Raw genomic sequence first — 24,795 nt, 5'->3', positions numbered from 1 at the left:
GTGACGCGCGCCCTCGTGGCGTTCCCCATCGGAGGGCGGGATCAGATGACGGCAGGGCTGCAGGGTGTCGAGGGGCTTCTCGCGCGGTGGAACAACCACACCAGGCCGGAGACCGTCTCGACGCCGGTCGCTGATTTTGTCGCGCAGGCCCGGCGTACCCCCGACGCGCTGGCGCTGGTCGCCGGCGGGACCCGGCTGACCTACGCCGAGCTCAGCGGCCGGGTCTTCGCGGTCGCGCGGCACCTGCGCGAGCACGGCGTGCGGGCCGAGGACGTGGTCGGCATCGGCATGCCGCGGTCCGCCGAGATGGTCATCGCCGTGCTCGGCGTGCTGGTCGCCGGCGGCGCGTTCGTGCCAGTTGATCCCGCCTGGCCGGCCCAGCGCCGCGCGCAGGTGCTGGCCGAGGCCCGGGCGAAGCTGGTGCTCACCGACCTGCCGGCCGGCGCCGCCACGGACCCGGCGATCCCGGTCGCGCCCGGCCAGCTCGCCTATGTCATCTTCACCTCGGGCTCGACCGGCACGCCGAAGGGCGCGATGATCCGGCACGAGGCCATCGCCGAGCGGCTGCGCTGGCAGGTCGAGCAGGTCCTGCGTTTCGGCCCCGGCGACGCGTCGCTGTTCAAGGCGCCGCTGTCGTTCGACATCAGCGTCAACGAGATCCTGCTGCCGCTGGTCTCCGGCGGCTACGTGGTGGTGGCCGAGCCCGGCGGCGAACGCGATCCGCAGTACCTGCTCGACCTGATCGCCACCGAGGGCGTGACCTTCGTCTACCTGGTCTCGTCCATGCTGGACGTGCTGCTCCAGCTGGCCCGCGGCACCCACCTGCTGGACGGGCTCAAGCACGTGTGGTGCGGCGGCGAGGTGCTCACCCCGGAGCTGTTCGACCGGTTCCGCGCCCAGCTCGGCACCACGCTCTACCACGGCTACGGCCCGGCCGAGGCGACCATCGGGGTCTCCCACGTGATCTACCGCGACGCGGCCGAGCGGATCGCCACCTCGATCGGCCGGCCCAACCCGCACACCCAGCTCTACGTGCTCGACGACGCGCTGGCCCCGGTCGGCCCCGGGGTCACCGGCGAGCTCTACGCCGCCGGGTTCCTGCTCGGCCGCGGTTACGTCAACGCGCCCGCGCTGACCGGCTCCCGGTTCGTCGCCAACCCGTTCGGCGAGCCCGGCGCACGGATGTACCGCACCGGCGACCTGGCCCGCTGGCACGGCGACGGCACGCTGGAGTTCGTCGGCCGTGCCGACAACCAGGTCAAGATCCGGGGCATGCGGCTGGAGCTGGAGGAGGTCGAGGCGGTCGTCACCACCCACCCCGCGGTGCGCCAGGCGGTCGCGGTCGTGCACGACCGGCAGCTGATCGGGTACGCGGTGACGGCCACCCCCGCCACCGCCGAGGAACTGCGCGCCTGGTGCGCCGACCGGCTCCCGGAATACATGGTCCCGTCCGCGGTGGTGCTGCTGGACGCGTTCCCGCTGACCCCGAACGGCAAGGTCGACCGGCGCGCCCTGCCCGCACCCGGGCCGGCCCGCCCGGCGTCCCGGGCGCCGCGCACCGCCACCGAGGCGGCGCTCTGCGAGGTGTTCGCCGGCGTGCTGGGTCTGGAGACCGTCGGCGCCGAGGACGACTTCTTCGCGCTCGGCGGGGACAGCATCGTCGCGATCGGCGCCGTCCGGGCCGCCCGCCGGGCCGGGTTCACGCTGCGCGCCCGCGACCTGTTCGCCCATCCGACCCCGGCCGCGCTGGCGCTGGTCGTCTCGGCCGCCGCCGAGCCCGCGCCCGCGACCGTCGAAGCGACCGGGCCGGTGCCGCCGACGCCGATCGTGGCGTGGCTGGACGAGGTGGGCTCGGCGACCGACGGTTTCTTCCAGGCCGTCACGGTGCGGACGCCGGCCGACCTGACCGAGGCGCGGCTGCGTGAGCTGATCAACGGCCTGCTGGCCGCGCACGACGTGCTGCGGGCCCGGCTCGACGGCGCGGTGCTGACGATCCCGCCGTTCACCCCGACGGACGTCCTCACCGTCGACGCGGGTCTGGACGCCACCGTCGCCCGGCTGAGCACCGAGCGGATGGTCGCCGTGGACTGGGCGCCCGCGGCCGGCCGGCTCATCGTGGCGGTCCACCACGTTGTCGTGGACGGGGTGTCGCTGCGTGTGCTGGCCGAGGACCTGCGCACCGGGCTGCCCATCGCGCCGGCGCCGACCTCCTACCGGCAGTGGGCCACCGCGCTGTCCGGAGTGGACTTCAGCGCCGACGAGGCGCACTGGGCGGCGGTCGCCGCGGAGCCGGTCGCGCTGCTGGGCAGCCGGGCGCTGGACCCGGCCCGGGACACCGTCGCCACCGAGGAGACGCTGACCGTCACGCTGCCGGCCGAACTCACCGAGCGACTGCTGAGCACCGTGCCCGCGGCCATCCACGGCGGCCCGAACGACGCGCTCCTGGCCGCCCTCGCGCTGGCGCTCTCCCCGGACGCGCCGCTGCTGGTCGAGCTGGAGGGACACGGGCGCGAGGAGGACGTGGTCGACCTCGACCTGTCCCGCACTGTCGGCTGGTTCACCACGCTGTTCCCGGTGCGGCTCGAGGTGACCGGGCTGTCCGTGGCGGCCGCGGTGAAGGCGGTCAAGGACCAGCTGCGCGCGGTGCCGGGCAACGGCCTCTCCTACGGCGCCCTGCGCTACCTGGCGCCCCGGCCCGAACTCGCGGTGCAGCCGCAGGTGCTCTTCAACTACCTGGGCCGGTTCGGTGCCGGCGAGACCGTGGCCGAGCGCCGCGACCCGCGGATGCCGTTGCCGCGGGCGCTGGAGGTCAACGCCGTCGCCGTCGACGCCGGGCTGGCCGCCACGTTCAGCTGGCCGGCCGGCGTGCTGAGCCGGGGACGGGTCGAGGAGATCGCCGGCCGCTGGGTCGAGCTGCTGGCCGTGATCGCCGCCGACCCGGACGTCCGCGGGCACACGCCGGCGGACTTCCCGCTGGTCACCCTGAGCCAGGCCGACGTGGACGCGCTCGGCCCGGACGTGACCGACGTGCTGCCGCTGACGCCGTTGCAGGCCGGGCTCTACTTCCACGCCACGTACGCGCCGGACGCCGACCCGTACGTGGTGCAGCAGCTTATCGAGCTGGACGGGCCGCTGGACCAGGACCGGCTGCGCCGCGCCGCCACGGACCTGTTCGACCGCCACCCGAACCTGGCCGCCGCGTTCCGGCCGATCGGGGACGGTGAGGTGGTGGCCGTCCTCGCCGCCCGCCCGGAGCTGCCGTGGCGCCTGGTCGTCACCGACGACGTGGAGACGGTGGCCGCCGCCGAGCGCGCGCAGCACTTCGACCTGGCCCGCCCGCCCGGCATGCGGTACGCGCTGGTCCGGCTCGCCGCCGACCGGCACGTGCTGGTGCAGACCGTGCACCACATCGTCGCCGACGGCTGGTCAGTCCCGCTGATCCTCAACGACCTCCTCGCCCGCTACGCCGGCGAGTCGCTGCCGCCGGCACCGTCCTATCGCGACTTCCTGGCCGGGCGTGGCACCGGCGACCCGGAGGCGTTCGCCCGCCTGCTCGACGGCGTGGACGAGCCGACCCTGCTGGCCCCCGGCGCCGCCGCCCCGGCGGCGCGGAAGTCCGGGACCGTCGGCGGCGCGGCCCGGCCGGGCCCCGCCGCCCCGGCCGGGCGGATCTCCGCGACCGTCGACGGCGCCGGTGTCCAGGCCGTCGCCCGCGCCTACGGCATCACTGTGAGCAACGTGCTGGCCGCCGCCTGGGGTGTGCTCGTCGGCCGGGTCACCGGCCGCGGCGACGTGGTGTTCGGCTCGACGGTGTCCGGCCGCGGCGGTGACCTGCCCGGCGTCGACACGATCGCCGGCCTGCTCATCAACACCGTGCCCGCCCGGGTCCGCTGGGCCGGCGCCGACACCCTGGCCGACGTGCTGCGCGGCTTCGCGGCGAGCCAGCGCGAGGTGGTCGAGCACGAGCAGACCGCGCTGGCCGACGTGCAGCGCCGCCTCGGCCTGCCCGAGCTGTTCGACACCCTCGTGGTCGTCGAGAACTACCCGGACACGACCGCGCCGGCCGGTGGTGACCTGCGGATCGCCGGGATGCGCGCGATCGAGGCGCCGCACTACCCGGTGACGCTGATGGTCAAGCCCGGCGACACCATCGCCGTCGACCTCACCCACCGGCTCGCCCCGGAGACCGCCGAGCTGCTGCTGGCGCAGTACCTCCGGGTGCTGAGCGCGATCGCGCAGGACCCGTCCCGGCCGGTCGCCGCGCTCGACCTGCTGTCGGCCGAGCAGCGGGCCGCCGCGCTCACCCGGGGGATCGGCGCACCTGCGCGGCACGAGGCCACCGTGCCCGAGATGATCGCGGCCGTCGACCCCACGCTGACCGCCGTGCGGGGTGGCGCGGTCGCGCTCACCTACGGCGAGCTGTGGTCCCGCGCGGGCGAGGTGGCCGGTGCGCTGCACGCCGCCGGGGTACGCCGCGGCGATGTCGTCGCGGTCGCCACCCGGCGCACCGCCGAGCTGCCCGTCGCGTTGCTCGGCGTGCTCCGGGCCGGGGCCGCCTACCTGCCCGTCGACCCGGGATATCCGGCCGCCCGCATCGAGTTCATGCTGGAGGACGCGGCACCCGTCTGCGTCCTGGTCGACGACCCGAGCGCCCGCACGCTGCCGCCGCACGACCTGCCGACCGTCCGGGTCCGGACCGCCCGCGGTGAGGCGCCGGCCGTGACGGTGGCGGGGCTTGACGCGGCTTCGGTGGTCTACACCTCCGGCTCGACCGGGCGGCCCAAGGCCGTGGTCGGCACCCACGCCGGCCTCGCCAACCGGCTGGCCTGGGCCCGCGACGCCTGGGACGGCGCGGTGCGGGTGGCGAAGAGCTCGATGAGCTTCATCGACGGCACCACCGAGCTGCTCGGCGGCCTGGTCGCCGGTGCCACGGTCGTGGTCGCGGACGAGACCGCGGCTGCCGACGGCGCGGCCCTGGCCCGGCTGGTCGCCGAGTCCGGCGCCACCCAGCTGCTGGCCGTGCCGAGCCTGGCCGCCGCGCTGTCCGAGACCGCTCCGGAGCGGGTCCGCGGGCTGCGGCGGTGGATCACCAGCGGCGAGGCCCTGGACGCGGCCACCGTCGCCGTGCTGCTGGCGGCTGCGCCCGGCGCGACCGTGGTCAACTCCTACGGCGCCGCCGAGAACACCGGCGACGTGCTGGCCGGCGTGGTCACCCCCGGGGAGCCGGTCACCCTCGGCCGGGCGGTGCCGGGGGTACGGGTCCACCTGCTCGACGCTGCCCTGGACCCGGTCGCCCCGGGGGCGGTGGGCGAGATCTACGTCGGCGGGGCCCAGCTGGCCCGGGGCTACCGGGGCCAGGGCGGCGCCACCGCGGTCCGGTTCGTGGCCGACCCGTTCACCCCCGGGGAGCGGCTGTACCGCACCGGCGACCTGGGCCGCTGGCGTGGTGACACGGTGGAGTTCCTGGGCCGCAACGACGACCAGGTGAAGGTCAACGGGCACCGGGTGGAGCTGGCGGAGGTGGAGGCGGCCCTGCTGCGCCGCCTGGGGGTCCGCGAGGCGGTGGCGGTCGCCCGCGATCGGCGGAGCCTGCACGCCTATGTGGTCGGTGACGCGCTCGACCCGCAGAGCCTGCTCGCGACGCTGCGCGAGGAACTGCCCGGGTACCTGGTGCCGGCGACGGTGACCGTGCTGGACGCCGTACCGCTGCTGCCCAACGGCAAGCGGGACCGGCGCGCGCTGCCCGACCCGGCAGCCGCCGTGGCCACCCCGCCGCGCACCCCGCGCGAGGCGCTGGTCTGCGAGCGGCTCGCGGCGGTGCTCGGGGTGGCGACCGTCGGCGTGCATGACGACTTCTTCGCCGCCGGCGGGGACAGCATCACCGCGATCCGGCTGGTCAACCTGCTCGCCCGGGACGGGATCGTGCTGTCCACCCAGGACGTCTTCCGCACCCGTACCGCCGCGGCGATCGCCGCCACCGGCGAGCAGCCGGTCACCGCGCCGCAGGCCGCACCCGCCGCGGACGTCTGGGAGCTGTCGCCGCTGCAGCAGGGCGTCTACTACCAGGCGACGTTCGCCGACGGAGGCGCCACCTACCTCGCGCAGAACGTCTTCGACCTGGACCGGCGCGTCGACGTGCCGGCGCTGGAGCTGGCCTTCGCCGCGCTGCTGGACCGGCACCCGACGCTGCGGGCCGGGTTCACCGGCGAGCCGAGGCCGCACCAGGTCATCCCGGCGCGCGTGCCGGCCGTGGTGACCGTCGTCGACGGCGACCCCGAGCGGATTGCCGCCGAGGACCGCACCCGCCCGTTCGACCTGGACACCCCGCCGCTGGTCCGGCTCACCGTGGTGCGCCGCCCCGACGGCACCGACCGGCTGCTGCTGACCTGCCACTTCCTGCTCTGGGACGGCTGGTCGCGCGAGCTGGTGCTGCGCGAGCTGTTCGCCCTGTACGACTCCCGCGGCGCCCGGGGCGCGTTGCCGCTGGACGGCCCGGCGTTCACCGACTACCTGGCCTGGATCGCCGCGCGGGATACCGCCGCCTCGGCCGCCGCCTGGAAGGCCGTGCTGGACGAGCCGACCATCGTGGTGCCGGAGGCCGTCGGCCGCGAGCCGATGCTCTCCGAGCGGGTGCTGGCCGCCCTGCCGACCGCGGTGACCACCCGGCTCCACGAGCAGGCGCGCCGGGCCGGGGTCACGCTGAACTCGGTGCTCACCGCCGCGCTCGGGCTGGTGCTGGGCCACCGCACCGGCCGCGCCGACGTCACCTTCGGCACCACGGTCGCCGGCCGCCCGACCGACCTGCCCGGCATCGAGCACGTCATCGGCCTGTTCCTCAACACCGTGCCCGCCCGGGTCGCCGCCGCCGCCGGCGACACCGTGGCCGACCTGGCCCGCCGGGCCCAGCAGGACCGGCTCGACCAGGCCCCGCACGAGTACCTGGGGCTGGGCGACATCCAGCGCGCGGCCGGCCACGACCAGCTCTTCGACACCCTGTACGTGCTGCAGAACTTCCTCGCCGACGACACCTTCGCCGAGCTGGAGGCGGCCCAGGGCATCGTCGACGTGGAGTACACCGACACCACGCACTACCCGCTGACCTGGGTGCTGACGCCGGGCGCGAACCTGCGGATCAAGCTGGAGTACCGCCCGGATGTGATCAACGCGGCGACCGCAAAGTCCATGGTGGACTCGTTGACGGCCGTGCTGCGGACGCTGGCCGACGGGCTCGACATCACCGCCGGCGCGGTGCCGTTCGATGCGACCGACCTCTCCGGCCAGGAAACCGACATTCCCGACGAGACGATCGCGGAGATGCTCGCGGCGCAGGCCGCGACCACCCCCTCGGCGGTTGCGCTCGTCGCGGGAGACCAGCAGCTGACCTACGCCGAGCTGGACGCCAGGATCGACGCCGTCGCGCGTGGACTGGTCGCCCGAGGCGCCGGCCCGGAGCGGATTGTCGCCCTCGCGCTGCCGCGTGGCGTGGACATGGTGGTGGCGCTGTTCGCCGTGCTGCGGGCCGGGGCCGCGTACCTGCCGCTGGATCTGGACCTGCCGGCCGAGCGGCGGCAGCAGATGGTCGACGACGCCCGGCCGCTGCTGGTGCTCACCTCGCTGGACGGTCTGGCCACCGACGACGGCCCGGTGACCCACCCCGACTTCACCGGCGACCGGCTGGACCGGCCCGCGTACGTCATCTACACCTCCGGCTCCACCGGCCGGCCCAAGGGTGTCGTGACGCCGTACCGAGGGCTGACCAACATGCAGCTCAACCACCGGGCGGAGATCTTCGAACCGACCGTGGCGCGGGCCCGGGCGGCCGGCGTCGAGCGGCTGCGGATCGCGCACACGGTCAGCTTCTCCTTCGACATGTCCTGGGAGGAGCTGCTCTGGCTGGTCGAGGGCCACGAGGTGCACGTCTGCGACGAGGAGCTGCGGCGGGACGCGACCGCGCTGGTCGGCTACTGCCACGCGCACGGCATCGACGTGATCAACGTGACCCCCACGTACGCGCACCACCTCTTCGCCGAGGGCCTGCTCGACGGGCACCGGATGTGGCTGGTGCTGCTCGGCGGCGAGGCCGTCACCGAGGCGGTCTGGTCCCGCCTGAGCGACCCGGACGGCCCGACCGGCTACAACCTGTACGGCCCCACCGAGTACACGATCAACACCCTGGGTGCCGGCACGGCCGACAGCACCACCCCCACGGTCGGCAGGCCCATCTTCAACACGACCGGTCACGTGCTGGACGGCTGGCTGCGCCCGGTCCCGCCCGGCGTGGTCGGCGAGCTCTACATCGCCGGCGCCGGCCTGGCCCGCGGCTATCTGCACGCGCCCGGCCTGACCGCCGCCCGCTTCGTCGCCGGCCCGGATGGCACCCGCCTCTACCGCACCGGTGACCTGGTCCGCGAGCGTCCGGACGGCAACCTGGACTTCCTCGGCCGCAGCGACGACCAGGTGAAGATCCGCGGCTACCGGATCGAGCTGGGTGAGGTGGAGACCGCGGTCGCCGCGGTGCCCGGCGTCCGGCAGGCCGCCGTGCTCGCCCGGGACGGCAAGCTGGTCGCCTACCTGGTCGGCCCGGTGGAGCCCGCGCTGGTGAAGTCGGCGCTGAGCGAGCGCCTGCCGTCCTACATGGTCCCGTCGCGGTACGCCGTCGTGCCCGCCCTGCCGCTGACCGTCAACGGCAAGCTGAACACCGCCGCGCTGCCGCCGGGCGCCCCGGTCAGGTCGGCCGCCCGCGCCCCCCGCGACGAGCGGGAAACCCTGCTCTGCCGCATCTACGCCGACGTGCTCGACCTGCCCGAGGTCGGCATCGACGACGACTTCTTCGGCATCGGCGGCGACAGCATCTCCTCGATCGCGGTCGCCGGCCGGGCCCGCAAGGCCGGCCTGCACGTCACCCCGCGCGACGTGTTCCGCCGCCGGACGGTCCGGGCGCTCGCCGCCGGCCTGCCCGCGACCACGGTGGCCGTGCGGGCGGACAGCGGCCTGGGCGACGTGGCGCTCACCCCGATGCTGGCCGAGACGGTGAAGTCCGCGACGCCGCTGGCGAACTTCTACCAGTCGATGGCCTGGCACACCCCGGCCGCGCTGACCCGCACCCAGCTCGAGACGATCCTGCAGGCGCTGCTGGACCGGCACGACCTGCTCCGGGCGAGCTTCGACGGCACCCTGCACGTGCCGCCACCCGGCCTGCGCGCCGCGGACCTGTTCGCTCCCGACGAGACGGAGGCAGTCCGCCGGTTGGACCCCGGCCGCGGGATCATGCTGCAGGCCGTGTGGACCGGCCGCAGGCTGACGCTGGTGATCCACCACCTGGTGATCGACGGCGTCTCCTGGCGGATCCTCACCGGCGACCTGGCGCGTGCCTGGGCCGACGTGTCCGCCGGCCGCCCGGTCACCCTCGACGAGGTGGGCGCGTCCTTCCGCACCTTCGCCGCCACCGGGGCCGACCATTCCGCGGAGGCCGCCTTCTGGCGCGCCACGCTCGCTGAGCCGGGCCCGGAGCTGGGCGACCGGCCGGTGGATCCGGCCGTCGACACCGCCGCCACGGTGCGCTCGATCACCGTCGGCCTGCCCGCCGAGGTGACCGTCCCGCTGCTGTCCACCGTGCCCGCCGCGATGTTCGGCGGCGTCAACGACGTGCTGCTCACCGCCCTGGCGGTGGCCGTCAACCGGTGGCGCGGCGCCGACGCGCCGGTGCTGGTCAGCCTGGAGGGCCACGGCCGCACCGGCGAGCTGGACCTGTCCCGCACGGTCGGCTGGTTCACCGCGATCCACCCGGTGCGGCTCGACCCCGGCCCGGCCGGGGACCTCGCCGCCGCGGCCCGGGCGGTCAAGGAACAGCTGCGTGCGGTGCCGGCCGACGGCATCGGGTACGGCCACCTGCGCTGGCTGCGCGACGAGCACCTCGGCCCGGCCCCGCAGATCCTCTTCAACTACCTGGGCCGCTTCGGCGCCGGCGGCGGTGGCGACTGGAGTCCCGCCGCGCCGCTGCGCGAGGGCGTGGACCCGGCCAACCCGGCGATGCCGCTGGAGATCAACGCGCACGCCACCGGGGACGTCCTCACCGCCACGCTGTCCTGGCCGGCCGGCATCCTCGCCGAGGAGCGGGTCATCGCGCTGGGCGAGCAGTGGATGGCCGCGCTGCGCGAGCTGGCCGCCGCCGACCTCAGCGGGCACACCCCGTCGGACTTCCCGCTGGTCTCGCTGACCCAGGACGACGTGGACGCGTTCGCCGGCGCCGCCGACGTGCTGCCGCTGCTGCCGTTGCAGGAGGGCATGTACTTCCACGCGGTGACCGCCGAGGTGGACACGTACGCGGTGCAGCAGATCGCCGAGCTGACCGGCGAGGTCGACCCGGCCCGGCTGCGGCGGGCGGTCGAGGCCGCGGTCCGCCGCCACGACGCGCTGCGGGCGTCCTTCCGGGAGCTGCGCGACGGGCGGATCGTGCAGGTCATCGCGGCCGACGTGCGGGTACCGTGGCGCGAGTACACCGCCGACGGCCCCGAGCGCCTGGCCGAGCTCGCAGCCGCCGAGCTGGCCGAGCCGTTCGACCTGGCCCGGGCACCGGTGCTGCGGTACGCGCTGGTCTCGCTGAGCGCCACCGAGCACCGGCTGATCGAGACCATGCACCACATCCTGGCCGACGGGTGGTCGTACCCGCTGGTGTTCTCCGACGTCGTGGCCGCGTACCACGGCACGGAGCCGGCGGCCCCGGCCGCGACGTTCCGCGACCACGTGGAATCCGTGGTCACCCGCGACCGGGAGGCCGCCCGAGCCGCCTGGGCCACCGCGCTGGCCGGCGTCGAGCCGACCACGCTCTACCCGGACGTCACCACGGTCTCGCGTCACGACAGCGCCTTCGCCACCTTCGCCCGCACCCGCGAGCTGGCCGACGCCGCCCGCGCGGCGGGGGTCACCGTCAGCACGCTCGTGCACGGCGCGTGGGGGCTGCTGCTCGGCCGGCTGCTCGGCCGCGACCGGGTGGTCTTCGGCTCGACCGTCTCCGGCCGCGGCGGCGGGCTGCCCGGCGTGGAGTCCGTCGTCGGCCTGCTCATCAACACCGTGCCGGTGCCGATGGCCTGGCGCCCGGACGAGCCGCTCGGCGACGTGCTGCGCCGGCTCCAGGAGCAGCAGACCGACGTGCTGAACGTGCAGCAGGTGGGCCTGGCCGAGCTGAACCGGCTGGCCGGGGTCCGCGAGCTGTTCGACTCGATGGTCGTGGTGGAGAACTTCCCGGCCGTCGGGGGCGGCGACGCGGAGGGCCTCGGGGTGCGCGGCTTCACCGGCACGGACTCGCCGCACTATCCCGTGTCGCTGGTCGCGTTCCCGGGGGAGACCCTGACGCTGGAGATCAAGTACGACGTCGGCGCCCGGGGCGCGCAGCGACTCGCCGGTCTGGTGCACCGGATCCTGGACCAGTTCGCGGACGGCCTGGACCGCCCGGTGTCCACCCTGGACCTGGGTGCGGTGGCCGGCGGCGGGGAAACCGTCGAGGTCCGCGACGCGACGCTGGACCTGTTCCTGGACCGCCCGGACGCCGTCGCGGTGACCGCGGGGGACACCACCCTGACCTACGCCGAGCTGGAGGCGCGGTCGAACCGGCTCGCGCACGAGCTCATCGCGCAGGGGGTCCGCCCGGAGTCCCGCGTCGCGGTCATGCTGCCGCGCGGCGCCGACCTGATCGTGGCGCTGCTGGCCGTGGTCAAGGCCGGCGGCTGTTACGTGCCGGTCGACCTCGGCGCCCCGGTGGCGCGGCAGGAGTGCATCCTGTCCGACGCGGCACCGGTCTGCCGGATCGGCGACGGCGGCCTCGCGGTCGACGCACCCGGTCGCCCGGACACCCGGCCGGTGGTGGCGCTGACCGGCGACAACGCCGCGTACGTCATCTACACCTCCGGCTCGACCGGCCGGCCCAAGGGTGTCGTGGTGACCCACCGCGACGTGCGGGCGCTGTTCGCCGCCGCCGAACGGCACTTCACCTTCGGCGCGGACGACGTGTGGACGATGTTCCACTCGTCCGCGTTCGACTTCTCGGTCTGGGAGCTGTGGGGCCCGCTGCTCCACGGCGGCCGCCTGGTTGTCGTCCCGCACGACATGGCCCGTGACCCGCAGCGCTTCCGTGCCCTGCTGCGCACCGAGGGCGTGACCGTGCTCAACCAGACGCCGTCCGCGTTCTACCCGCTGATCGAGGCGGACGCGGCCGAGCCGGACCGGCTGCCGCTGCGATACGTCGTCTTCGGCGGCGAAGCCCTGGACCTGTCCCGCCTCACCGCCTGGTACGCCCGCAACACCACCCCCGAACTGGTCAACATGTACGGCATCACCGAGACCACCGTGCACGTCTCGTTCCGTGCCCTGCGCCCGGAGGACGTGAGCCGGCCCAGCGTCATCGGCGCCGCGCTGCCCGGGCTGACCGTGCACGTGCTGGACGCGTACCTGCAGCCGGTGCCCGAGGGCGTGACCGGCGAGATGTACGTGGCCGGCGCGCAGCTCGCCCGCGGCTACCTGGACCGGCCGGCGCTGACCGCGTCCCGGTTCGTCGCCAACCCGTTCGGGCCCGGCCGGCTCTACCGCTCCGGCGACCTGGCCCGCTGGGCGGACGGCGAGCTGGTCTACCTCGGCCGGTCCGACCACCAGGTGAAGATCCGCGGCTACCGGATCGAGCTGGGCGAGATCACCGCGGCGCTGCTGGCGCTGGGCGGCGTCGCCGACGCGACCGTGACCGTTCGTGACGGCAAGCTGGTCGGCTATCTGGTCGCCCGCGCCGGCACCCGGCCCGATGTCGACGCCGTCCGCGCCCACCTCGCCACGGTGCTGCCGGACTACATGGTCCCGGCGGCGTTCGTGACGCTGGACGCGCTGCCGCTGACCGTCAACGGCAAGCTCGACCGGGACGCGCTGCCGGCGCCCGTCGTAGCGACCGTTACGGAAACGAAGGACGAGTCCCCAGCGGTCACCACGCTGCGTGAGCTGTTCGCGGAGGTGCTCGGGGTCCCGGTGCCGGCCGACGGTGACTTCTTCGCCCTGGGCGGCGACAGCATCGTGGCCATCCAGCTCGTCAACCGGGCCAAGCGCAGCGGCGTCCGGATCTCTCCCCGCGACGTCTTCGTGAAGCGCACGCCCGCCGCGCTGGCCGCGACCGGGACCGCGCCGGCCCCGGTGGCGGCGCCGAGCGACGGGGTGGGCGAGGTCGCGCTGCTGCCGATCGTGCACCGGCTGGCCGAGCTGGGCGGCGACGTCAGCCGCCTGCATCAGTCCGACCTGCTGCGCACCCCGCCGGGCGCGACCGCGGCCCGGCTCCAGCGGGCCCTGGACGCCCTGGTCGAGCGGCACGACGCGCTGCGGCTGCGGCTGAGCCGCCCGGCGCCGATGCTGTGGTCCCAGGAGATCACCGCCACCGGCCGGGTCACGCTGACCACAGTGGACGGTATCGACCCGGGCGTCATCAAGCGGGCGGCCGCGGACGCCGTCGCGCGGCTCGACCCGGACGCCGGACGGGTGCTGGAGGCGGTCTTCTTCGACGGCGGCCCGGACACCCAGGGCCGGCTGCTGCTGGTCGCCCACCACCTGGTGGTCGACGGGGTCTCCTGGCACATCCTCACCGAGGACCTGCGCCAGGCCTACGCGGGCCGCACGCTCGACCCGGTCGGCACCTCGCTGCGGACCTTCGCCCGGCAGCTCACCGAGGAAGCGGGCAGCGCGTCCCGGCTGGCCGGGTTCCCGGCCTGGCAGGCCGCCCTCGCTCCCGGCGGCGAACTCGTGCCGGGCGTGCTCGCCGGCGGTCCCACCCGCGACCACCGGATCCGCTTCCCGATGGAGCAGCTCGGCGGGGACGTGACCGGCAAGCTGCTCACCGCCCTGCACACCGCGGTCAACGGGTGGCGCGGGGCCGAGGGTGACCTCGTGGTCGACCTGGAACGGCACGGCCGCGAACCGCTCGGCGACGCGGACCTGTCCCGCACGGTCGGCTGGTTCACCGCGATCTCCCCGGTACGCCTGCCCGCGACCGCCCCCGCGGACGACGGCCTCGGCTACGGTCTGCTGCGCTACGTCAACCCGCGCTCGGCCGCCGTGCTGGTCCGGCTCGGCACCCCGCAGGTGCTCTTCAACTACCTGGGGCGCTTCGCCGAGGACACCTCGGACTGGTCGCCGGCCGACGAGGACATCACGGTACGGACCGAGGCCGGGACGCCGTACCTGTTGGAGGTGAACGTCTGGATCCGCGGCCGGGAGTTGCACGCGGTCCTGACCTATGCGGACGAGGGGCTCGGGCTGGACGCCACCCGGGCCATCGCCGACGGCTGGGCCGCGGCGCTGGCGCCGGCCGAGCAGGTGTGGCCGCTGTCGCCGCTGCAGGACGGGCTGTTCTTCCAGGCGAAGCTGGCCGGCGACGCGGACGTCTACATCGCGCAGAACGCCTTCGACGTCGGCTACCGGCTCGACGTGCCCGCCCTCGAACGCGCCTTCGCGGCCGTGCTGGCGGCGCACCCGGCGACCCGGCTGGCCTTCACCGACGAGGGCCGCGACCACGCGGTGGCAATCCTCGGCACCGAGGTGCCGGCGATCGTCGATGTCGTCGCGGCCGACCCGGACCGGCTCGACGAGATCATGGCGGCCGACCGGTCCCGGCCGTTCGATCTGGCCCGGCCGCCGCTGGCCCGGCTCACCGTGCTGCGGCTGCCCGGCGGCCGGGACCGGCTGCTGCTCACCTACCACCTGCTGCTCTGGGACGGCTGGTCGCGCGAGCTGGTGCTGCGGGACCTCTTCGGCGCGTACGCGGGCCGGCCCGTCGCGCCGAGGGGCGCGAGCTTCACCGACTACCTGGCGTGGATCGCCCGGCAGGACACCGAGGCATCCGCCCGCGCCTGGGCGGACGCGCTGGGCGAGCCGACGATCCTCCACCCGGCCGCCGCGGGCACCCGGCCGGTGCTAGCCACCAGCCTCGCCCTGCAGCTCACCGAGGCGCAGACGGTGCGGCTCACCGAGCAGGCCCGGGCCGCCGGGGTCACCCTCAACACCGTGCTGAGCACCGCGCTGGGCATCGTGCTGAGCCACGCGTCCGGCCGCGCCGAGGCCACCTTCGGCACGACCGTCGCCGGCCGGCCCACCGAGCTGGACGGCATCGACGAGGTGGTCGGCGTCTTCCTCAACACCGTCCCGCAGCGGGTCACCCTGGGCGCCGGCGAGCCGGTGCGCGAGGTGCTGCGGCGGGTGCAGGCCGAGCGGATCGACCTGATGGCGCACGAATACCTCGGGCTGGGCGACATCCAGCGCGCGGCCGGGCGCGGCCCGCTCTTCGACAACCTGTACGTGCTGCAGAACTTCCTCGACGACGACACGTTCACCGACCTGGAGACCGCGCACGGCATCGTCGGCGTCGAGGCCGTCGATGCCACCCACTACCCGCTGACCTGGGTCGTCACCCCGGGCCGGGAGCTGCGGATCCGCCTGGAGTACCGCTCGGACGTGGTGGCCGAGGCGGAGGCCCGGGCGCTGCTCGCGCGGCTCGGCCGGGTGCTGCGCACGCTGGACACCGGCGCCACGGTCGCCTCGGTGGCCCTGCCGGTGCCGCCGCCGCAGCTCGGCCGGGTCGCCGGGATCCCCGACCTGACCATCGCGGAGATGCTGGCCGAGCAGGCCTGGCGGACCCCGGCCCGGGCCGCGCTGACCCACGACGGCGTGACGCTGAGCTACGCCGAGCTGGACGGCCGGGTCAGCGCCGTGGCCCGGGGACTGCGCGCGCTCGGCGCCGGCCCGGAGACGATCATCGGGCTCGCCCTGCCGCGCGGGGTGGACATGGTGGTGGCGCTGTTCGCGGTGCTGCGGGCCGGGGCGGCGTACCTGCCGCTGGATCTGGACCTGCCGGCCGAACGGCGCCAGGACATGATCAACGACGCCCGGCCGCTGGCGGTGCTGGACTCGCTGGCCGGGCTGTACGCCGAGGTCGGCGAGCCGTGGCTGGCCGACTTCGCCCCGGGCACGCCCGGCCGGCTGGACCGGCCCGCGTACGTCATCTACACCTCGGGGTCGACCGGGCGGCCGAAGGGGGTGGTGACGCCGTACCGGGGGCTGACGAACATGCAGCTCAACCATCGGGAGGCGATCTTCGCCCCGACCGTCGCGGCGGCCGGCGGGCGGGTGCTGACGATCGCGCACACGGTGAGCTTCTCCTTCGACATGTCCTGGGAGGAGCTGCTCTGGCTGGTCGAGGGCCACCACGTGCACGTCGCGGACGAGGAGCTGCGCCGCGACGGCCGGGCCCTGGTCGCCTACTGCGCCGAGCACCGGGTCGACGTGGTCAACCTGACCCCGACGTACGCGCAGGCGCTGCTGGACGAGGGGCTGCTCGCCGGCGACCACCGCCCGTGCCTGGTGCTGCTCGGCGGCGAGGCCGTCTCCGAGAAGCTCTGGGCGGTGCTGCGCGACACCGAGGGCGTGGCCGGCTACAACCTCTACGGCCCGACCGAGTACACGATCAACACCCTGGGCGGCGGTACGGCCGACAGCGCCACCGCCACCGTCGGCAAGCCGATCTGGAACACCACCGGCTATGTGCTCGACGGCTGGCTGCGTCCGGTGCCGCCGGGGGTCGCCGGGGAGCTCTACATTTCGGGTGCCGGCCTGGCCCGCGGTTACCTGCACCGGCCCGGCCTGACCGCCGCCCGCTTCGTCGCCGGCCCGGACGGCACCCGCCTCTACCGCACCGGTGACCTGGTCCGCGAGCGTCCGGACGGCAACCTGGACTTCCTCGGCCGCACCGACGACCAGGTGAAGATCCGCGGCTACCGGATCGAGCTGGGCGAGGTGGAGACCGCCGTGTCCGCGGTGCCCGGCATCCGGCAGTCGGCCGTGCTGGCCCGCGACGGTGCTCTGCACGCATATCTGGTCGGCACCGTGGCACCCGCTGCCGTCAAATCCGCTTTGGGTGAGCGCCTACCGTCCTACATGGTCCCGTCGCTCTACGCGGTCGTGGACGCCCTGCCGCTGACCGTCAACGGCAAGCTCGACACTGCCGCACTGCCGCCGACCGCCCCGGTGGCCACGGAATCCCGGCCGCCCGCCGACGACCGGGAACGCCGGCTCTGCGAGCTGTTCGCCGAGGTGCTGGGGCTGCCGTCGGTCGGCGTCGAGGACGACTTCTTCGACGCGGGCGGGCACTCGCTGACGGCGTTGCGGCTGCTCGGGCGGATCCGCGCCGAGCTGGGCGGGGACCTGTCGCTGCGGGCGCTGTTCGACGCGCGTACCCCCGAGCGGCTGGCCCGGGCCACCGCCGGCCCGGCGCGGGCCGCCCTAGCCGCCCGGACCCGCCCGGACGTGCTGCCGCTCTCCCCGGCGCAGCAGCGGCTCTGGCTGCTCGACCGGCTCGACCCCGGCTCCAGCGCCTACCACTATCCGCTGGTGCTGCGGCTGGCCGGCCGGATCGACGTGCCGGCGCTGTCGCTGGCGCTGGCCGACGTGGTGGCCCGGCACGAGGTGCTGCGCACGCTGGTCACCGGCTCGGCCCAGCACATCGCCGACCCGCCGGACCGGCTGCCGGTGCTGACCGAGGTCACCGTGGACGAGCTGGTCGGCCGGCCCTTCGACCTGGCGGCCGACCTGCCGATCCGCGCGGCCGTGCTCAACGAGGGCGACAGCACGGTGCTCGCGCTGGTGCTGCACCACATCGCCATGGACGAGTGGTCCGACGGGCCGCTGCTGCGCGACCTGAGCACCGCCTACCTCGCCCGCCTCGACGGCCGGGCGCCGGCCTTCACCCCGCTGCCGGTGCAGTACGCGGACTACGCACTGTCCCTGTCGGACGACGCGGCCGCGCGGGACTTCTGGCGCTCGGCGCTGCGCGGGCTGCCCGACGAGATCACCCTGCCCGCCGACGCGCCCCGCATGCCGGGACGCAAGACGGCCGGGCTGGTGCACGCGAACCTGCCGGCCGGCCTGATCGACCCGCTGCGGGAGATCGCCCGCGCCGAGTCGGCCAGCCTCTTCATGGTGCTGCACGCCGCACTGGCGGTGCTGCTCTCCCGGCACGGCGCGGGCACCGACGTGCCGATCGGCAGCCCCACCTCGGGGCGCGGCGACGCGGCCCTGGACGACCTGGTCGGCTTCTTCGTCAACACCGTCGTGCTGCGCGCCGACCTGTCCGGCGCGCCCACCTTCGCCGAGCTGCTGCGCCGGGTGCGCGCCGCCGACCTGGCCGCGTTCGAGCACGCCGCGGTGCCGTTCCAGCAGGTGGTGGAGCTGGTCAACCCGCCGCGGGCGGCCGGGCGCAACCCGCTGTTCCAGGCGATGATCGGCTACTTCCACCGGCCGGCGGACCCGGGCCCGGTGCTCGGGCTGCCGGTGCTGCCGGCCCCGGAGGTGGCGGCCGACCCGAAGGTCGACCTGAACATCACGTTCATCGACGGCGGCGCGGACGGGGTCGAGGTGAGCCTGGAGTACGACGCGGGCCGGTTCCGCCCCGGGACGGCCCGGCGGCTGCTGGAGCGGCTCACGACGCTGCTCATCGCCTTCGCGGCGGACCCGGGGCAGCCGGTCGCCTCCGCCGACCTGTTGACCGACGCCGACCGCCGCGACCTGGCTCTTGCCCCGCCGCCCACTTTGGCCGGGCTGCCCACTTTGGCTGGGCCGCCCGCTTTGGCTGGGCCGCCCGCTTTGGCTGGGCTGCCGGCTTTGGCTGGGCTGCCGGCTTTGGCCGGGCCTCCTGCGGTGGCCGGTTCGCCCACTGTGGGCGATCCCTGGTTCTCCGCGCTTTCCCGGCACCACGGTGAGGCGCTGGTCGCCGACGGGGTCAGCTGGAGCTACGCCGAGCTGGACCGGGCCTCCGACGCCCTCGCCGCGCTGCTGGCGGCGCGCGGGATCGGCTCGGAGAGCATCGTCGGCATCCACCTGCCTCGCTCGGCCGACCTGGTCGTGGCGGTGCTCGCCGTGGCCAAGGCCGGCGCTGCCTACCTGCCCCTCGACCCCGCCTTCCCGCAGGCCCGGCTCGCCTTCATGGTGGAAGACGCGCGACCGGCAGCCGTCATCGGTGACGGCGAGTTCGCCGGGGTGCCGACGATCCGGCCGGCCGAGGCGGTGCCCGCCCCGGCGCCGCCCGTGGCGCTCCGCCCCGGGCACGCCGCGTACGTCATCTACACCTCCGGCTCGACCGGCCGGCCCAAGGGCGTGGTGGTCACCCACCGGGACCTGGCGACGTTTCTGGCCGCCGTACCGCTGGGGGGCGCCGACCGGCTGCTGGCGGTGACCACGCTGTCGTTCGACATCTCCGTGCTGGAGCTGATCGGCCCGCTGCTGGCCGGCGGCACGATCGTGCTGGCCTCGCCGGCGCAGGTCCGCGACCCGCTGCTGCTGGCGGCACTGCTGCGCGAACAGCGGATCACCGCGCTGCAGGCGACCCCGTCGCTCTGGGCGGCGCTGCTGGAGGCATCCGATGTGGACCTCTCCGGGGTGCGGGCCCTCGTCGGCGGCGAAGCGCTGCCCGCCCCGCTCGCGGCGGACCTGATCGCCCGGACCGCCGCAGTGGTCAACCTGTACGGTCCCACCGAGGTCACCGTGTGGGCCACCCGCGAGGACGTGACCGCGGACTGGAACGGCTCCATCGGACGCCCGCTGCCCGGCACCACCGCGCACGTGCTCGACGAGCGGCTCCAGCCGGTGCCGCCGGGCGTGGTGGGGGAGCTGTACCTCGGCGGCGCCCAGGTCACCCGGGGCTACCTGGGCCGGCCGGCGCTGACCGCGTCCCGCTTCGTCGCGGCCGCCGGCGGGGATCGGCTGTACCGCACCGGCGACCTGGTCGTCCTGCGCGACGGGCGGCTGGTTTACCTGGGCCGGACCGACCACCAGGTGAAGGTGCGCGGCTTCCGGATCGAACTGGGCGAGATCGAGGCGGTCGCGCTGGCCCACCCGGACGTGACCCGGGCCGTCGTGGTGGCCCGCGGTGAGCGGCTGGTGGCGTACCTGACGACGACGAGCGGGACGGTGCCGGCCGGGCTCTGGGGCGACGCGCTGCCGGGCTACATGGTGCCGGCCGCGTGTCACGTGCTGGACGCGCTGCCGCTGACGCCGAACGGCAAAGTGGACCGGGCGGCGCTGCCGGACCTCGTGGTGGCCGTCACCGGCACCGCACCACGGTCACGGGCCGAGGCGACGGTCGCCCGGATCGTGGCCGAGGTGCTCGGCGTGCCCGAGGTGGGGGTGCACGACGACTTCTTCGCGCTGGGCGCGCACTCGCTGCTGCTCGTGCGGCTGGCGACGGCGTTGCGGCGGGAGCTGGCTGTGGACGTACCGGTGGCCCGGCTCTTCACCGCGCCCACCGTCGCGGGCGTGTCCCGCCTGCTGGCCGACGACGCACCGGCCGGGGATGCTCTTGACCCGGTGCTGACGCTGCACCCGGGCGGCGACCGCCCGCCGCTGTTCTGCCTGGCCCCGGCGAGCGGCCTGGCCTGGCAGTTCGCCGGTTTGAAGAGGCACCTGCCGGCGGACGTGCCGCTGATCGGCCTGCAGTCGCCGCTGCTCTCCGGCGGCCCGCTGCCGGCCTCGCTCACCGAGCTGGCCGAGGCCCACGCGGACCGGGTGTCCGCGCGCCGGCCGACCGGCCCGATCCGGCTGCTGGGCTGGTCTTTCGGCGGGGCGCTGGCGCTGTGCGTGGCGGCCGTGCTGACCGCGCGCGGCCGCACGGTCGACTTCGTCGGCATGCTCGACGCCCGGCGCGACGCGGTGCAAGCGCCGTCGACGGTCGCGGCCCTGCTCACCGAGATGGGGTACGAGGTGAGCAAAGCCGACCTGACGGTGGCCGAAGCGGTCACCTTCGTCCGCGCGGCGGGCGGCAGCGTGGCCGCCCTGTCCGACCCGCAGATCGCCCTGGTCCTGGAGAACTACCTGGCCGCGGACCGGCTGATGGCGACGGCGGAGTACCCCGTCTACCCGGGCAAGGTGTTCTTCGTCGAGGCGACGGTGCCGGAACAGGGGTTCAGCGGACCGGCGGCGCCGGCGTGGCGGTCGGTGTGCGGCGGGATCGAGGTGCACGAACTGCCGGTGACCCACTCGGCACTGCTCGACCCGGCCACCCTGGAACGCCTCGGCCCGCTGCTGGCCGAGCGCCTGAGCTGAGTCAGCGGACCGTCGGCACCAGGCCCTCGCCGAAGGTGGTCTCCAGTCCTCACAGCGCCAGGCTGACCACCAGCCCGGCGAGGATGCCGATGCCGATGCCCGCCCACCATCTCAGCCGGGGCTCCCGCTCGGCGGCCCGGGACGACCACGGTCGTTCCCGGGCCAGCCACCAGAGCAGGCCGAGCCCGAGCGGAACGCCGGAGACGAGCCAGAACCAGAACCACTTGGTGCCGGTGACCGGCTCGGCCGCGGAGACCAGGGCCCAGAGGAACAACACGCTGCCGGCGATGAGCAGGCCGCCCTGGACCGCCCCGGTCGGCGGATCGGCGGGCCGCCGCGTCTCGTAGGCCTGCAACTCCTGGTCGAGAGCGGTGGCCTCGGGCCCGGACAGCAGAGTGCCGACAACACCGGTGGCGGCGGCGGTCGGCTCGTCGATGGTGGTGAAGTGCCGGCGGCCGTCGGTGGTGTGCCAGAGCAGCATCGGACCGGGACCACCCCACTGCTCCAGGCCGGCGGGGAAGGGACTGACCAGACCGCCGTCGTTCTGCCAGCCGTCACCCCACTCGTAGTAGGTCAGCCGCTGCGCGGCGATGTCGGCCCGGGCCTGCGCGGCGGTGGACTCGCGCGGGGCCATCCACCAGGTGAGGGCGGCCCAGGCAACCCAGCCGAGCACCAGCACGACCCGCAGCACCTGCCACCACGAAATCTTCGGCCGGCCCACCTGCTGCACCACCGCGTCACTCACCGGCTGATCGTCGCAGCTCACCGCAATGAAACACGCCCACCATCAGGTGGTCGGCGCGCCACCAACTGATGAAACACCGCACCACCAGCGACCTTGACCGTTGATCTCCGCCGCTGCTGCCGGGCAGGCTGTAGCTCTTGGCTTGGTAAGCGTGGAGAAGGGTGCCGGGGTGGAGATCGTTCGTCGTCTGGGGAAGAGCCCCCGAGAGCGCGGAAGCGTCAATAACGCTACATGTCCGGATATTTTTGAATTGAGCGACGGATCATGGGCCGTGATCGGGACTGACCGCACCGAGGAGCTTGAGGGCGTGCTGCCCAAGGATGCCGGACGCGCCGACTACGAGCGCATCGTCGTGATCACGCGGGAAACGCTGATCGCCGCCCGGGGTGACATTCCCGCCGGCTGAGGGTTTTACGCGGCCTGTGCCGGATCGGACCGATCGGGCACCAGGCTGGGTCCGGAGGCGGGATGGTGCCCGTTCCGGGCCACGACTTTTTCGTACTCGGCGCAGATCTTGTCGACCCGCTTGGCGAAGGCGAACTCGGTGCTTTCCGGGTCGAGTTGATCGCGCCCGCTCTCGGCCGCATGCCAATAGGCGCGCATGACCGGGTTCGAGAACAGGTACCGCATACTTCCGATGATCGTCGTTTCGGTGTGGTTCTCGGACTGCAGCGCCCGGATGTGGAACGAGTAGATGAGGTTGGCGTACAGCAGTTGACGGTTGGTGCCGGGGGTGAGGTTCGGATCAAATGACGGCCAGACCGCGGCCAGTTCCTCGTCATCGATGCTCAGCTTGACGAGTTGCTGGTGGAGCATGCCGAGGTTGGCGTGTGAGGTGCGCCGGAGTTCGGCATGATTGTGGATCAGGAATCGCCGCTGATGTTCGAGTTCGGCGCGATTCTGCCGTGCCGTGATCACCACCGCGAGCAGGGCGAGGCCGCTGATGATCGAGCTGAGCACGCCGAATGTCTGCCCTACGTCGCTCCACGTGCGCCACTCCTCGGAGCCGCCCTGACGGGCGAGAATGGCGGCGACACCGACGCCGGCGAGAAGAGTCGCGATCACGACGCCACCGACAATCGCCAGCCACGACGCGATGCGGCTCGCGGTCGGGGCCCTGCGGCTCTCGATGCGGACCGTTGAATCTTCCATGGCGTCACGCCCCCGGGACTGCAAACCGCTATCTCATATTCTTTGCCTTCATATTGCATTGCCACGCCAAGTCGCGCTAGCACGCGATGGTGAATGAGTCCGCGGAAAGCTTGGTATCAGGCTGCCAACTGGCACATTGCGGGATGGCAATCATCCAGCTATCGGTTCTCGAAATCGCAATTGCACGAGGAAGGGGTGACCTTTGCGGCCACCCCTTCCTGGGGCAGCTCAGGCGGCGTTGGACAGATCCTCGACCTTGGTCGCCGGGTCGTCGTCGGTGGCGTTCTTCAGCTGCGGCACCAGCAGATCCAGCGCGTACAGCAGCGCCTTCGGCCCGCTGTAAGCCAGTGCCCCACCCAGCGGCGTGGAGAACGACGTGTACAGCGCCCGGTCCTCGACAGCCACCTTCAGCCGGCTGTAAGCCGGGGACGCCAGCATGTCCTTCTTGGTCGCGCCGTTGACGAACAGCACGTCGCGGTCGAGCAGGTCCAGCCGCTCCTCGCTGACGTCCTCGGATTCCTGCTGCGCGGCGAAGCCCAGCGCGTCGAACAGCGCGCGGCGGGGGTCCTTGGCCGGGATCAGCCAGTGCTGGCCCTTCTCCGGGCCGAAGTCCACCACCAGCGTCTTGCCGGCGAACTGCGGGTTCGCCGCCCTGGCCGCGTCGATCTTGGCGTTGACCTCGGCCACCAGGGCCTGCGCCTCGGTGGACTTGCCGAGTGCCTTGCCGGTGGTCAGCGTCTGCACGTCCCACGGGGTCTGCTCGTCGGCGTAGTCTGCGGACTGGATGACGGTCGGGGCGATCTGGGAGAGCTTGTCGTACGTCTCCTTGTTGATCGTCTCGTAGATCGCCAGGATCAGGTCCGGCTGCTGCTTGATGATCGCCTCGAAGTTGAGCTCCGCCGAGAACGTGCTCAGCGGCTTGCCGCCCAGCGCGTCCTTGACCCATGGGTACGTCGGGTACTCGGTGAACCATTCGCGGGTGCTCACCGGCACCACCCCGAGCGCCAGCACCGGGTCCTGGTCGTTCCAGCCGACGGTGACGACCCGTGCCGGCTGCTTCTCGATCGTCGTGGAGCCGAACTTGTGGGCGATGCTGACCGGGAAGGCCGCGGCGGCCGGGCCGGATGCGGCGGGGGCGGCGGTGCTGTCCTCATCGGACGCGCAGCCGGTGACGGCGGTGGCGGCGAGCAGGCCGGCGGCGACGGCGGTGAGGGCGCGTCGCCAGCCGCCCGGGCGGCGGTTCATCTATGGGGCTCCTAGCAGAGGGGGCGTTTGATCAGTGCTGAGGTTAGGCTAGGCTAACTTTGCTTCCGCGACGACCCCCTCGCGGCGACGACCCCTTCAGGAGGACGGCACATGCAGCGGACCCTGCTCGGCGGCAAGATCCATCGGGCCACCGTGACCCAGGCTGACCTGCACTACGTGGGTTCGATCACGATCGACAAGACCCTGATGGACGCGGCCGATCTGGTCGAGGGTGAGCAGGTGCAGGTGGTCGACATCAACAACGGCGCGCGGCTGGTGACGTATGTCATCGAGGGTCCGGCCGGCTCCGGCGTGATCGGCATCAACGGCGCGGCCGCCCGCCTGGTCGCAGTCGGTGACCTGATCATCATCATGTCGTTCAAGCTGGTCGACGAGCGCGAGCGGGCCGGCTACGCGCCGCGGGTCGCGCACGTCAACGAGCGCAACGAACTGGTGGAGATCGGCTCGGACCCGTCCGCGCCGGGGCCCGGCGCGGACGACCAGGTCTCCGGCAAGGTCCTGGTCCACTAGCAGCAGATGGG

The 24,795-nt window shown here is 74.0% G+C and carries 6 protein-coding genes; 3 read left to right on the top strand and 3 right to left on the bottom strand.

Going from position 1 to position 24,795, the window contains the following annotated elements:
* Positions 1-45 precede the first annotated feature (45 nt).
* Complete coding sequence (locus ACIBQZ_RS27115; protein ID WP_396091598.1) at positions 46-21,111, top strand: amino acid adenylation domain-containing protein; 21,066 nt, start codon at positions 46-48, stop codon at positions 21,109-21,111.
* A 49-nt stretch (positions 21,112-21,160) separates the two neighbouring features.
* On the opposite strand, the gene ACIBQZ_RS27110 is transcribed toward ACIBQZ_RS27115, so the two are convergent.
* Positions 21,161-21,856, bottom strand: a complete 696-nt coding sequence (locus ACIBQZ_RS27110; RefSeq protein WP_396091597.1) for a hypothetical protein — start codon at positions 21,854-21,856, stop codon at positions 21,161-21,163.
* 151 nt (positions 21,857-22,007) lie between these two features.
* Between ACIBQZ_RS27110 and ACIBQZ_RS27105 the strand changes: the two genes are divergently transcribed.
* Positions 22,008-22,262, top strand: coding sequence for a hypothetical protein (locus ACIBQZ_RS27105; RefSeq protein ID WP_396091596.1), 255 nt, complete (start codon positions 22,008-22,010; stop codon positions 22,260-22,262).
* A 5-nt stretch (positions 22,263-22,267) separates the two neighbouring features.
* Here ACIBQZ_RS27105 and ACIBQZ_RS27100 read toward each other — a convergent pair whose 3' ends face one another.
* Both ACIBQZ_RS27100 and ACIBQZ_RS27095 read right to left on the bottom strand, forming a co-directional pair.
* A complete protein-coding gene (locus ACIBQZ_RS27100; protein WP_396091595.1) occupies positions 22,268-23,008 on the bottom strand; it encodes a DUF6082 family protein in 741 nt (246 codons plus the stop codon).
* Positions 23,009-23,236: 228 nt separating this feature from the next.
* Complete coding sequence (locus tag ACIBQZ_RS27095) at positions 23,237-24,253, bottom strand: ABC transporter substrate-binding protein (protein ID WP_396091594.1); 1,017 nt, start codon at positions 24,251-24,253, stop codon at positions 23,237-23,239.
* 111 nt (positions 24,254-24,364) lie between these two features.
* Here ACIBQZ_RS27095 and panD point away from each other — a divergent pair, with 111 nt between their 5' ends.
* The gene (gene panD / locus ACIBQZ_RS27090) at positions 24,365-24,784 is read left to right on the top strand and encodes an aspartate 1-decarboxylase (RefSeq protein ID WP_396091593.1); all 420 of its coding nucleotides are present in this window, start codon (positions 24,365-24,367) and stop codon (positions 24,782-24,784) included.
* Positions 24,785-24,795 lie beyond the last annotated feature (11 nt).

This window comes from Actinoplanes sp. NPDC049599, assembly GCF_044465625.1.
Lineage (GTDB): Bacteria > Actinomycetota > Actinomycetes > Mycobacteriales > Micromonosporaceae > Actinoplanes.
Note: the sequence above shows the minus strand (reverse complement) of the source record. Positions and strands in the feature narration are given on the sequence as shown.